12 protein-coding genes are annotated in these 12848 nt (G+C 75.0%); 4 read left to right on the top strand and 8 right to left on the bottom strand.

What is annotated here, in order from left to right:
* Positions 1-13: 13 nt before the first annotated feature.
* The 8 genes from prpB to ABTZ03_RS25740 all read right to left on the bottom strand — a co-directional run bounded on the left by prpB (position 14) and on the right by ABTZ03_RS25740 (position 8414).
* A complete protein-coding gene (gene prpB / locus ABTZ03_RS25775) occupies positions 14-919 on the bottom strand; it encodes a methylisocitrate lyase (protein WP_350515493.1) in 906 nt (301 codons plus the stop codon).
* A 20-nt stretch (positions 920-939) separates the two neighbouring features.
* Complete coding sequence (locus ABTZ03_RS25770; protein WP_350515439.1) at positions 940-2448, bottom strand: MmgE/PrpD family protein; 1509 nt, start codon at positions 2446-2448, stop codon at positions 940-942.
* Between the two features lie 167 nt (positions 2449-2615).
* Entirely contained in the window at positions 2616-3113 is a 498-nt protein-coding gene (locus tag ABTZ03_RS25765; protein WP_350515438.1) for a Fur family transcriptional regulator, read from the bottom strand.
* Between the two features lie 14 nt (positions 3114-3127).
* A complete protein-coding gene (locus ABTZ03_RS25760) occupies positions 3128-3964 on the bottom strand; it encodes a metal ABC transporter permease (protein ID WP_350515437.1) in 837 nt (278 codons plus the stop codon).
* The gene (locus ABTZ03_RS25755) at positions 3961-4866 is read right to left on the bottom strand and encodes a metal ABC transporter permease (RefSeq protein WP_350515436.1); all 906 of its coding nucleotides are present in this window, start codon (positions 4864-4866) and stop codon (positions 3961-3963) included. The genes ABTZ03_RS25760 and ABTZ03_RS25755 overlap by 4 nt, the downstream gene beginning before the upstream one ends.
* Complete coding sequence (locus tag ABTZ03_RS25750; RefSeq protein ID WP_350515435.1) at positions 4850-5809, bottom strand: metal ABC transporter ATP-binding protein; 960 nt, start codon at positions 5807-5809, stop codon at positions 4850-4852. The genes ABTZ03_RS25755 and ABTZ03_RS25750 overlap by 17 nt, the downstream gene beginning before the upstream one ends.
* Positions 5806-6774: a metal ABC transporter solute-binding protein, Zn/Mn family gene (locus ABTZ03_RS25745; protein WP_350515434.1), complete on the bottom strand. Its 969-nt coding sequence runs from the start codon at positions 6772-6774 to the stop codon at positions 5806-5808. The genes ABTZ03_RS25750 and ABTZ03_RS25745 overlap by 4 nt, the downstream gene beginning before the upstream one ends.
* Positions 6775-7073: 299 nt before the next feature.
* Complete coding sequence (locus tag ABTZ03_RS25740; RefSeq protein ID WP_350515433.1) at positions 7074-8414, bottom strand: cytochrome P450; 1341 nt, start codon at positions 8412-8414, stop codon at positions 7074-7076.
* A gap of 186 nt (positions 8415-8600) precedes the next feature.
* On the opposite strand from ABTZ03_RS25740, the gene ABTZ03_RS25735 reads away from it, so the two are divergent.
* From ABTZ03_RS25735 to ABTZ03_RS25720, 4 genes are all read left to right on the top strand, one after another.
* Positions 8601-9575 (top strand): thiopeptide-type bacteriocin biosynthesis protein, encoded by a 975-nt coding sequence (locus ABTZ03_RS25735; RefSeq protein ID WP_350515432.1) that lies wholly within the window; start codon positions 8601-8603, stop codon positions 9573-9575.
* Between the two features lies 1 nt (position 9576).
* The gene (locus ABTZ03_RS25730) at positions 9577-12294 is read left to right on the top strand and encodes a lantibiotic dehydratase (protein ID WP_350515431.1); all 2718 of its coding nucleotides are present in this window, start codon (positions 9577-9579) and stop codon (positions 12292-12294) included.
* A 10-nt stretch (positions 12295-12304) separates the two neighbouring features.
* Entirely contained in the window at positions 12305-12475 is a 171-nt protein-coding gene (locus ABTZ03_RS25725) for a hypothetical protein (protein WP_350515430.1), read from the top strand.
* Positions 12476-12587: 112 nt separating this feature from the next.
* Positions 12588-12758, top strand: a complete 171-nt coding sequence (locus ABTZ03_RS25720; protein WP_350515429.1) for a hypothetical protein — start codon at positions 12588-12590, stop codon at positions 12756-12758.
* Positions 12759-12848 lie beyond the last annotated feature (90 nt).

Below are 12848 nucleotides of genomic sequence, written 5' to 3'. Positions count from 1 at the left end.
TGCCTCCGGTGCGTCAGGTGCCGGGCGGAAGGGTGAAGTCGAAGACGGCCGAGTCGAAGGCCCCGTACTCCTCGTAGCCGAGGAGTTCGTAGAGCCGGGAGCGGGGCTGCATGCGCGGCAGCAGGGAGGCCTGGGTGCCCTCGGCGGCGATGGTGCGCAGGCCGTCCTCGACCGCGCCCATGGCCAGCCGGAACAGGGTGACCGGGTAGAGGGCGATGTTGTAGCCCAGGTTCTCCAGGGTGCGGGTGTCCAGCAGCGGGGTCTTGCCGAACTCGGTGAGGTTGGCGAGCAGCGGCACGTCGACCGCCTTGCGGAAGGCCTCGTACTCGGAGAGGTCCGCGAGGGCCTCGGGGAAGATCGCGTCCGCTCCGGCGTCGACGTAGGCCCTGGCCCGTTCGATCGCCGCGTCGAGTCCTTCGACCGAGCGGGCGTCGGTGCGGGCCATCAGCAGGAAGTCCGGGTCGCGCCGGGCGTCCACGGCGGCCCTGATCCGTCGGACCATCTCCTCCCGGGGGGTGACGGTCTTGCCGTCGAGGTGGCCGCAGCGCTTGGGGTTGACCTGGTCCTCCAGGTGGAGGCCGGCCAGTCCCGCGTCCTCCAGGAGCTGCACGGTGCGGGCCGCGTTCATGGGCTCGCCGAAGCCGGTGTCGGCGTCGATCAGCACCGGCAGGTCGGTGGCGCGGGTGGTCTGCTGGGCGCGCTGGGCGATCTCGGTCGAGGTGGTGAGACCGATGTCCGGCAGGCCCAGGTCGGCGGCGAGCACCGCGCCGGAGAGGTACGCCGCGTCGAAGCCGGTGTCCTGGATCAGGCGGGCGGAGAGCGGGTTGATCGCGCCGGGGATGCGCAGCAGCCGCCCGGACGCGAGCTGTTCGCGGAAGGCGCGGCGCCGCTGCGCGGGGGTGGTGCGGGTGTGCAGCAGGCGGCTCTCGGGCCGGGACATCAGAACAGTCCCTTCGGGAGGGTCGCGTCGAAGGCGCGGACGGCCTCGGTGTCGACGGCGGGGAACAGCTCGTCGAGGTCGGCGGCGCGCAGGTCGCCGAGGCCGGCGGCGGCGGTCAGGAAGCGGTCCTGGTCGGCGGGGGTCACCACGCCCTCGGTGAGGGTGCGGAACTTGCCCTGGTAGGCGGGCCGGTCGAAGGGGCGGGCGCCGGCCGGGTGGGCGTCCGCGACGGCGAGCTGGTCCTCGATGACGGAGCCGTCGTCCAGGGTGATCACCACCCGGCCGCCGAAGGCCCGGCGCTCCGGGTCGGGGTCGTGGTAGCGGCGGGTCCACTCCGGGTCCTCCACCGTGCTGATCTTCCGCCAGAGTTCGACGGTCTCCGGGCGCTGGGCCCGCTCGGGGGCGTAGGAGCGCTCGTGGTGCCAGACGCCGTCCTCCAGGGCCACGGCGAGGATGTACGGGATCGAGTGGTCGAGGGTCTCCCGGCTGGCGGTCGGGTCGTACTTCTGCGGGTCGCCCGCGCCGGAGCCGATCACCTGGTGGGTGTGGTGGCTGGTGTGCAGGACCACCGAGCGCACGCGGTCCAGCGGGCCGGTCTTCTCGCGCAGCCGCCGGGCCAGGTCGATGATCGCCTGGGCCTGGTACTCGGCGGAGTGCTCCTTGGTGTAAGTGTCCAGGATCGCCCGGCGCGGCTCGCCCACCCCGGGCAGCAGCACGGTGTAGTCCGACTGCGGGCCGTCCAGCATCCAGGCGAGGAAGCCGTCCTCGCCCTCGTAGATCGGGGACGGCGAGGTCTCGCCGCGCATCGCCCGGTCCACCGCCTCGATCGCGGCCTTCCCGGCGAAGGCCGGGGCGTAGGCCTTCCAGCTGGAGATCTCGCCCTTGCGGGACTGCCGGGTCGCGGTGGTGGTGTGCACGGCCTGCTGGACGGCCTGGTAGACGGTCTCGGTCGGCAGCCGCAGCAGGGTGCCGAGGCCGCAGGCGGTGGCCGCGCTCAGGTGGGCGACGTGGTCGATCCGGTGGGCGTGCAGGCAGATGCCGCGCACCAGCGCCACGTGCACCTCGTAGGCGGCGACGATGCCGCGCAGCAGGTCGGCGCCGGTGCGGCCGGTGTGCTGGGCGACGGCCAGCAGCGGCGGGATGTTGTCGCCGGGGTGGGAGTAGTCGGCGGCGAGGTAGGTGTCGTGGAAGTCCAGCTCGCGCACGGCCGTTCCGTTGGCCCAGGCCGCCCACTCCGGCGGGACCCGGCGCCCGGTGCCGAACACGGACGCGCCGGGGGCGCCGGCCCGGTGGGCGGTGGCCTGGGCGCGGGCGACCGCGACCGGGCGGCGCAGCAGCGAGGCGACCGCGACGGAGGCGTTGTCGACGACCCGGTTGACGGCCATCGCCGCGCTCTCGGGGTCGAGCTCCTCGGTCGCGGTGGCGACGGCGGCGAGCTTCCAGGCGAGCTGCTCCTCGCGGGGCAGCCGGTCGGCGCTGGGGTGGACACGGACGTGGTGCTCGATCACGGGACTCCTCATGAGCGTGCGACTCAGGGGTTACGTGAACGAGCCTGCCCGCCGGACGGCCGGTGAACCAGCATGCCAAGGTGTGGAATCCGTACCCGATCGGTCTGCGAATCTGCGGATCCTGCGGACGGCGGGGTCCCCGGGCGCGCGGTCGGCCCGGGCGGCGGTCAGTCGCGTGTCCGGCAGTCGGCGCAGACCCCCGAAAGCTCCACGGTGTGCTGGACGTCCGCGAAGCCCGAGGTCGCGGCGATGTGGTCGGCCCAGGTCTCCACGGGGGCGGCGTCGACCGGTCGGCTGAGCCCGCACCGGCGGCAGATCAGGTAGTGCCGGTGGTCGGCGCCCGGCCGGTGGCGGAACAGCTTCTCGCCGTTGGTGTCGCGGACCACGTCCGCGCGGCCGACGGCGGCGAGCGCGGTCAGCGTGCGGTAGACGGTGCTCAGGCCGACCCGGGAGCCGGTGGTGAGCAGGCCCGCGTGCAGGAGTTGGGCGCTGACGAAGTCCTCGCAGGCCGCCAGGGCCCGGAGCACCTCGGCACGCTGCGGGGTGAGTCGGCCGAGTCCGTCGTTCGGTGCGGCCGCGGGCCGCTCGCCCGGGCCCGGGGCCGGCCGTCGGTCGGCCGCACGGCGGAAGGCCTCGGTCAGCGCGCTGGTGGGCGCTTCGGTCACGGTCCACCCCCGGTTCAGGCCGGCACCGGGCGGGCGGCGCGGGTCGGGCGGATCAGGAAGGTGGCCGCGTAGACGGCGCTGGCGACGGCCATGATGGCGAAGCTCGGCGGCAGCTTCGGCGCGGCCGCGCTGAGCAGCAGTCCGCCCCACATCTCCGCGACCGCCAGCCCGGCGGAGAGCGCGAGGGCCCGGAACGGCCGGTCGGTGAGCCGGATCGCCGCGCCCGCCGGGGCGGCGAGCAGGCCGAGCAGCAGCAGCGAGCCGACCGCCTGGGTGGCCTCGCCGGCCGTCGCGCCGACCAGGGCGAGGAAGGCGAAGCCGAGCACCCGCACCGGCACGCCCCGGGCGGCGGCCACCGCCTCGTCGAGGGTGGCGAACAGCAGCGGCCGGGCGATCAGCAGCAGGACCAGGCAGATCACGCCCGCGACGAGGACGGCCGTGCCGGTCTGGTCGCCGTGCAGCCCGAAGATCGAGCCGAACAGCACGCTCGTCCCGGCGCCGCCCTGGGCGCCGCTGCGGGAGGTGGTGTAGACGGTGAGGAAGAAGGCGCCCAGGCCGAGGATCCAGGCGAAGACGCTGCCGATGACCACGTCGTCCGCCCGGCCCTTGCGGCCGAGTCCGCCGATCAGCAGCCCGACCCCGATCGTCCCGGCGAACAGCCCGAGCCGCAGGTCGTAGCCGCCGGCCAGGGCGGCCATCGCGCCGGTGAACGCGACGTGGCTGAGCGCGTCGCCGGTGAAGATCTGGGCCCGCAGCACCAGGAAGTACCCCACCAGCCCGCAGGCCAGTGCGATGAACGTCCCGGCCAGCAGGGCGTGTTGGAAGAAGGCCTGGGTGATGACCGCGCTCATGCGGCGGCTCCGATCAGGGCGGCCGGCCGGGCCCGGCGGCCCAGCGCGTCGCGGGCGAACCGCACCAGGTGCGCCAGTACGTACCCGGCGAAGGCGAAGCCCGTCACGAAGAAGCCGAGCGGGTACGGGTGGTAGTAGGCCGCGACCAGCCCCGCCCAGCAGGCCGCCAGGGCCAGCAGGACGGCCAGCAGGACGCTCAACCCGGGCCGGGCGGTGAGCTGTTGGGCGGTCGCCGCGGGGATCACCATCAGCGCGAAGACCAGCAGGGTGCCGGTGATCTGGCTAGCCTCGGCGGTGGCCGCGCCGAGCAGCACCAGGAAGAGCGTGCCCAGCAGCCGGACCGGGACGCCGCGTCCGGCCGCCACCTGCGGGTCGACCGAGGCGAACAGCAGCGGCCGTCCGATCACCGCCAGCACGGCCAGCACCAGGGCGCCGACCACGGCGAGGGTCACCACCTGGCCGGTGGTGATGCCCAGGAAGCTGCCGAACAGCAGCGCCGTCGGTCCCTCCAGGAGTCCCTTGTAGAGGCTGATGAACAGGTAGCCGCAGGCGAGTGCGAAGGCCTGCACGGTGCCGGTGACGGCGGACTCCTCCGAGCCGCTGCGCCGCAGCGCGGCTATCGCCAGGGCGGCGGCGACGCAGAAGCCGAAGTAGCCGAGCGAGGTGGAGAAGCCGGCCAGCACGGCCAGCGAGGCGCCGGGGAAGGCGGCGACGGAGAGGGTGTGCCCGGCGAAGGTCTGGCGGCGCAGCACCATGAACCAGCCGACCACGGCGCAGACCACGGCCACCACCAGACCGGCCCGGAAAGCGTTCACCATGAAGGCGTAGGACCACATGTCCTGGAAGTCGGCGACCAGGTTCCAGCCGAAGACCGGGGCGGTCGCGTCAGATGCCAGCAGCACGGCCGTCTCCGTTCCCGTGGGCGCGGTGGTCGAGGTGGTCGAGGTGGTCGTGGTTGTGGGCGTGCCGGTCGCTGTGGACCGCCGGGGCCTCCGGCTGGCCGACCACCACCAGCCGTCCGTCACTGGTGCGCAGCACCTCGACGGGCGTGCGGTAGAGCCTGGTCAGCGTCGCGGTGGTGATCACCTCGGCCGGGGTGCCGGAGAGGGCGCCGCCCTCGGCGATGTACACCACCCGGTCCAGCTGGTGCAGGATCGGGTTCACGTCGTGCGCGACCATCACCACCGACACCCCCTCCTGGTGGCAGATCCGGCCCAACAGGGCCGCGATCGCCGCCTGGTTGGGCAGGTCCAGGCTGTCCAGCGGCTCGTCCAGCAGCAGCACCCGGGGGCGCCGTATCAGCGCCTGGGCGATCAGCAGCCGCTGCTGCTCGCCGCCCGAGCACTGGCCGATCGGCCGGTGGGCGTAGCCGGTGGCGCCGACCAGCTCGACCACCTCCTCGACCCGTCGGCGGGCGGCCCGGTGCTTCGCGCGGTTCAGGAACGGGACGGGGATCCCCCACTGATCCCCGTCCAGCCCCAGCCGCACCACGTCGGTCCCGCGGATCCGGACGCTCGCGTCGAAGTTGCGCCGCTGCGGCAGGTAGCCGACCGCGGCGTTGCGTTCGCCGGGCGCCGCGCCGAGCACCCGGACCTCGCCGGCGGCCGCCGGGAGGACGCCCAGCAGGACCTTGACCAGGGTGGACTTCCCGACCCCGTTGGGGCCGAGGACGGCGGTGAACTCCCCGGCCCCGACGGTCAGATCGACACCCGACCACAGGGTCCGCCCGCCCACCCGCACGGCCGCCCCGCGCAGCGACAGCACCGGTTCCGCGCCGGGCGCGGTGCCGCGTCCCGGCTCCGGCTCGTTGTTCGTACGGACCTTCTCGGTCGGGTGGATGCTCACTTGCCCGTCGCCTGCTTCAGCGCGTCGGCGAGGCCCTGGAGCTCCTGGGTCTGCCAGTCCTGGAAGGTGGCGTTCGCCGGGGCGAGGGTCTCGGTGACCTGGGCGACCGGGATGCCCTGCGCCTTGGCGGCGTTGACCTGGGCGACCACGTCGGGGTTGGAGTTCTGGGTGTTGTAGACGTAGACCTTGATCTGCTTGCCGGCGATCTGCTGGTCGATGGCGGCCTTGTCGGCGGCGGTCGGGTCGGTGCCCTCGCTCTCCGCGTCCAGGAAGGTCTCGGGGGTGAGCAGCTTCAGGCCGACGCTCTCCGCGAGCGGGGTGACGATCGACTCGGAGGCGCCGATCGGGGTGTCCGCGTACTTGGCCTTGATGTCGGCTTCGAGCTGGTGGTACGTGGACAGGGTCTGGGTGGTGAAGGTCTTCTGCCGGGTGTCGAAGTAGGCCGCGTCGGCCGGGTCCAGCTTCTTGTAGTCGGCGGTGATCCGGTCGATCACCTTGGTGACGCTCTCCGCCGAGTACCACTGGTGCGGGTTGTCGCCCTCCTTTTTGCCCAGCAGGTCGCCGACCTTGAGCGCGGTGCGGGCGGAGCCGGGGTTGGCGGCGAGCAGCTTGTCCGTCCAGGCGTCGTAGCCGATCCCGTTGCTGATCACGTAGTCCGCGGCGGCGACGGTCCGGCCGTCGGCGGCGGTCGGCTCGTAGGAGTGCGGGTCGGTGTCGGGGTTGGTGATGATGCTGGTGACCTTCACATGGTCGCCGCCGAGCTGGGTGGCTATCGAGCCCCAGAAGTTCTCCGCCGCGGTGACCTGGATGACCTTCGAGCTGCCGCCGGAGGCACTCGGAGCGGCGGAGGCGGTCTTCGCCGGGGAGGAGGTCGAGCAGGCGGTGGCCGTCGCGAGCGTGGCGACGACGGCGCCGGCGCCGAGGACGACGCTGAGGGGCTTGCGGCGGGACGGGGCGGTGCTCATGGGCGGGCTACTCCTCGCGGTGCCTGCCGGCCCTGCCCTGCGGGCGGGGTCCGGCTTCGGTGGACGCCGCCCACCCTAGGTGGAAACGATTTTCACAACCAGGCCGATCGGGGCCGAGATGGAAATCATTGCCAAAACTTGGCGAAGGGTGGAGACGGGCTCGACCTCGGGCGTCGACCACCCCGGCCGGAGGCCACCGCCGCGTCGGTCCGCCACCCCCGTCAGGCCTCCGGGGCGCCGCCGTCCGCGAGGGCCGCCACTCATTCCGGTCGCCCAACCACGTGCGCTTCCAGGGCAGTTCAGCTCCGGTCCGGGCCGCGCTCCGCCCGTGGGCCCACCAGCATCCGGATGTCCTCGGCCGCCCAGAGGACGAACCGCTCGACCGGCACCACCGGGTGCCCCGGCACGGGCCGGAAGCGGAGGCGCTTGAGCAGCACGGCCAGCAGCAACAGGGCCTCCACGGTGGCCAGTCGGGCCCCCTCGCAGGCGCGCGGACCCATTCCGAAGGGGATCCAGGCCAGCCGGTGCCGCCCGGCCGACTCCTCCGGGCCGAACCGCTCGGGCCGGAAGCGCTCCGGCTCCGGCCAGTACGCGGGGTTCAGGTGGACGGCCCAGATCGGGAGGAAGACCACCGCCCCGGCCGGCAGCCGGTACGGGCCGACGGTCAGCGGCGCGGCCGTCCGCCGGGCACCGTAGGGGCCGGGCGGGTAGCGGCGCAGCGACTCCTTGAGCACCATCTCCAGGTACGGCAGCCGGTGCAGGTCGGCGTGGTCCGGCGCGGCGCGGTCGCCGAGGACGCGGTCGAGTTCGGCGGTGACCCGCCCGGCCGCGCCGGGGTGCCCGGCGAGCAGGTGCAGGGTCCAGGAGACGGCCACGCCCGTGGTGTGGTGGGCGGCCAGCAGGACGGTGAGGACGGTGTCCCGGATCCGCGCCGGGTGCTCACCGGCCTCGACCAGGGCGCCGATCAGATCGCTGCGATCGCCGCCGGGACCGCCCCCGCGGTGGGCCGCGACCGCCCGATCGACGGTCCGCCGCAGGACGGCGAGTGCCCGGGCGGTCCGTTCCGCGCCCTCCGCCGGGGCCGCCGCACCCGGCGGCCGGTACAGCCGCTCCAACTGCTCGGCGAGCACCGTCTCGAAGGCCTCGACCACGCCGTCCGGGTCCTCGACCTCGCCGCCCAGCGCGAAGGCGCAGATCATCCGCAGCGAGAGCGCGGTGAGCTCCCGCTGGAGTTCCACCGGCCGGCCTGCGGGCAACGCGGCCCAGCGGTCGGCGAGTTCGGTCGCCAGGGCCGTGAAGCGGGCGAAGTGCCGTTCGTGCGCGGGCCGTCCGGCCAGCACGCCGAGCAGCAGCCGGCGCCACGGCTCGTGCTCGTCGGCCGGGAGGACCTGGAGATTGCCCGCCTCGAACAGCGGGTCCAGGAAGGAGAACAGCCGCTCCGGCCGCTCGTCGAGGCCGACGGCGGCCTCCAGCAGCACCGGGTCGGCGATCGACACGGCGGTGTCGGCGCCGGGCAGTTGGAAGCGCGCCACCGGACCGTACTCGGCGTGCAGCCACAGCTGGTAGGCGTGCAGTCCGCCCGCCCGTGCGATGGCGCCCACCCCGCCGTCCGGACGGGGCTCGGGACCGGGGATGTTCAACGGACCTCCTGAGGACGGCCGGCGCTCCTCGAATGCGCTCCTCGATGTTTCTCCGGCGCACGATCTCGCATGCGCGCACGGGGCGCAATCTTTTTGATCATATGAGTATTTGTCTTCCATTTTTCGATCCGGCCGAATCGCGGAAAACCAGGAGGAGCAGCAGACATCACGAGGAGGTGGGGCGCGATGGTGGACGTCGAACGATTGCTGGCCGACTGCCTCCAGGACATTCGCGGCGTTCCGCGGGAAACAGTACCGGTCGATTCCGCGAACCCCGGGTACGAAGCCGCGCGCCGCACCTTCCTGGCCGCCGGACTCGCCGCGCTGCGCGGCGACCGGCCGGAGGACGGCTGGGTCCAGCTCAACCTCACTCCGGGCCCGGCCGCGCCGCACCGGACGTACCGCGCCGTCGCGGACACGGCCCGCGAGGTGATCGCCGCCGGCGCGGCCCGCTCCTTCTTCTTCATGCACAAACCACCGGGACTGCGGGTCCGGTTCGAGGTGGGCCACCCGGATTCGGCGGACTCGTGTGCGGAACTGCGTGCGGAACTCACCCGCCGCTTCCGTGCGGTGGACGGCTGGTCGGCTCCGCCGCGGTGCGGGAATTACGAGCCGGAGACCTATCTCTTCGGCGGCCCGCGGTCGATGCGGTACGTCCACGACCTGTTCACGGTGGATTCCCTGGCCTGGCTCGACCACCACGACGCCGCCGCCGCGCCGGGCCGGCCGGAGGCGCTCGCGGACTGGCGGTTCTCCCTGTACCTCCTCGGTGAGCTCCTCGACGGCCTCGGCATCGTCGGCTGGGAGCACCGCGGGGTCTGGCAGGTGCTGCGGGACGACATCGGGCGCCGGCTGGGCACCGAGCCGGACGACGACACCCGGCGGGCCGCCGCGGGCATCCGCGCGGTCTGGCGGACCGGCCGCGCCGACCTGCTCGCGTCGCTCCCGCCGCAGCGGCGGGCGGCGGTCGAGGCGGACGGCAGCGCCGTGCGCCGGGCCGCCGAGGCCTGGCGCACCGGCTACTTCGACTCCGGTGAGGCGGTGATCGGCCCGCGCCGGGCCGCCGCCCACTACGTCGTCTTCCACTGGAACCGCGGGCGGCTCTCACTGGCCCGACAGAGCCTGCTGACCCACGCGCTCGCCGACGAAGGGGGGTTCTGACGTGGACGTCGACATGGACGGGGACGTGGACGTGGACGTGGACATGGAGGTGGACCCGAACGCGGGCGAGGCCCCCGGGCCGGCCGGCACGGCACTGCTCCGGGTGGCCGGCCTGCCGCTGGAGGCGTGGGCGGCGGCGGGCAACCCGGAGCTGTTCGCCCGGTTCGCCGACCTCGCCCGGCAGGACGACCGGCGGGCCGGGCAATCCCGGGCGCTGGCCGAGCAGTTGGGCACCGCGGTGGTGCCGCACCCCGACCTCACCCCCGCCGACCGCCGGGCCGTACTGGCCCTGCGCCGCCGGCTGCACTCCGGCGCCGCACCGGGCCCGGCCGACTGCGGACTGCTGGGGCGGCTGCCCGCCGCCCGCGACCTCGTCGCGGACGCCGTACGGCTGGGCGAGGAGGCCGCGTCGGTCCCCGCCGTCCTGCGGCGGCTGACGGACGCGGTGGCGGACGAGCGCGAGCGCGTCGGTGCGCTGGGCTGGTCCCTGGTCTGCGCGTCCCCGGTCATGCGGGACTTCCTGGACGGCACGGAGCCCGGCGCCGCCGACGACGTCCACGGACGCCTGACCGCGGGCGAGTCCTGGGGCGGGAAACGGCTGCGCAAGCGGGCGGCGTACGTGTGGCGGGCGCTCGGGCGGGCCGCGGCGAAGACCACCCCGCGCGGCTGGGTCGGCCAGGTCACCCTGGTCCCGGTCGCCCCGCCGGACGGCGCCGGGGGCGGCGACGGGGCCCTGCTGCGCCTCCTCCCGCCCGGCGCGCTCCTCGGCGGGGCCGCGGCCGAGGCCGTCGAGAACGTCCACGGGGTGCGCGCCCGGCTCGGCGGCCTGGACCTGCGGACGGCGGACCGGGCCACGCTGCTGGCCCTGGCCCCGCTGCACTTCCTCCAACCGACGGACGGCCCCCCGGGCACCGGGGTCCTGCGCTGCTGGGTGATCGACCCGCGCGAACGCAGCCGGATGCGCCGGGTCGTCCTGCGGCGCACCCTCCCGCTGGACGCCGTCCTGGCCCGACTGGGCGGCGGGCCGCTCCCGTTGGCCGACCTCGAAGCGGCGCTGCTGGGCCCGGCGGCGACCCCGGCGGACACCCCCGCGACGGTGCTGCGCGGCTTCCTCGCGCACCTGCTCGGACTCGGCGTGCTCCAGGCCTGCGAGCCCCCGCGCCGCCTCACCACCGGCTGGCGACCCACCGCGGACCTCCGCGCGGGCGGCACCCTGCCGCAGCCGGTGCCGGACCCCGGTGCCGACCCCGGCCCCACCCGTGCCTCCTCCGCCGACACCGCCCGCACCTGGTTCACCGACTCCTACCGCAGCACCGCCACGGCGGTGTCCGGCGCGGCCGCCCGCCAGGTGGAGCGGGCCCTCGGCACCGCCGCCCGGGTGGCCTGGCTGCGGGAGGCCGACCGGCTCGCGGGACCGGACCCGCACCGGCTGCCGGCCGCCCTGGCGGACCTCACCGAACGGCCGTGCCCGCTCGGCGAGCTCCTCGCCCACTGCCTGCCCGACGACGACGCCCCGCCGCCGCAGCCGCTGCGCCGCCACCCTGGCTGGCACCCCGCCGAGGCCCCCGGTTCCGGCTACGCCGCGCTGCTGGCCCATCTGGCCGCCCGGGCCGACGCCGGGACGGTGGACCTGGACGACGACCTGCTGGACGCGCTCGGCGCGCCCCCGGCCGGGACGGCCCTGCCGCCCTGGCCCCTGGACTGCCTGTTGCGCCCGCTCCCGGGGCCCGGCCCGGTCGCGGTCCTGGAGACGGCCTCACCGGCGGGCGTGCTGGACGCCCGGTTCGCCGACGCGCTGCACACCCTGCACGACGGCTACCGCAGTCTGCGCGACTACCGGGCCTTCCTCGCCGCCGTGGAGCGGCGGTCCGGGGCGCGCTTCGTCGAGTTGCTGGTGCCGCCGCTCGCCGAGCGCGCCGCCAACGCCGTCCGACGGCCGGTCACCACCGGCTGGTGGACCGGGGACCCCGATCCGCTGCCCTACCAGGGCCGGAACGGCCTGACCGCCCGCTACCTGCCGCTGGACCGGATCACCCTGCGCCGGGCCGGCACCCGGATCATCGCCGAGGCCGACGGCTGCCGGCTGCTGCCGGTCCACCACGCCACCCGCACGCCGCTGCCCCCGTACGACGTCCTGACCCGCCTGTTGCTGCCCGCGGGCCACCCGGCGTGCTCCCGCCTGATCCGCCTGGACGGTCTGGAGGGCGCCCTCCCCGCCCCGGAGCGGCTGCCCCGGGTGACCGTCGGCGGCGGCGCCCTGGTGATCGCCCCCGCGCTCCGGCGGGTCCCGGCCACCCGGCTGTGGCGGCCGGGCGACGACGACCTGACCAAGGTGCGCGCCCTCGCCGGGCTCACCCGCGACGCCGGGTTGCCCCGCTTCGCCTTCGTCCGGGCCGCGGCCCAGGCGAAGCCGGTGCCCGTGGATTTCGCGGCGGTGACCACGGTCGCCCTGCTGGAACGTATCTGCACCCGCCACCCCGGCGCGGACCTGCTGGTCGAGGAGATGCTCCCGGCCCCCGGCGGGCTGCTGCTGCGCGACCCGGCGCACGGCGGCGCCGCCGTCGCCGCCCAACTACTACTCCGACTGCCGCTCGGCCGGGCCGTCGAAGAACTCGCGGAACCCGCCGTCGCCGCCCTGCGCGGCGAACCCGACGTCCCCGGTACGCCCGCTCCCCGTGGGCGGGCCACCGGGGCGGTCCACACCGAACACCACTCCTGAAGGAGGAACCATGCCCGAGATCACCGCGCTCACCGACCTCGACGCCCTCATCGGCGACCTGGACGCCCGCATCACCGAGACCACCCTGCCGACCCCCGAGGCCAGCAGCGGCGGCTGCAGCGGCGTCTGCACCATCCTGGCCTGCGACACCGTCGCGCTCTGTACCGGGGTGTTCTGCTGACCACCCCTCGGGCCGTCCGGGGACACCCCCGGACGGCCCCCGGACAGCGGCCCCACAAGGGACCGGCGGGCGCCGGACCCCGCACCGAACACCACACCTGAAGGAGACGACCATGCCCGAGATCACCGCGCTCACCGACCTCGACGCCCTCATCGGCGACCTGGACGCCCGCATCACCGAGACCACCCTGCCCACCCCCGAGGCCAGCACCGCCGGCTGCAGCGGCCTCTGCACCGTCGCGCTCTGCGACACGGTGCTGCTCTGCACCGGGGTGTACTGCTGACCACCCCCCAGGGCGGGCGGGGGGCCCCCCCGGCCCCCCCCCCCCCGGCCCGCGCGGGCGGGGCCGCCGCCCGCGGGGCCCCCCCCCCCC

It is taken from the genome of Kitasatospora sp. NPDC096077, assembly GCF_040303245.1.
Classification (GTDB): Bacteria; Actinomycetota; Actinomycetes; order Streptomycetales; family Streptomycetaceae; genus Kitasatospora.
The sequence above is the reverse complement of the archived record's forward strand: the minus strand, read 5'-3'. Positions and strand labels throughout refer to the sequence as shown.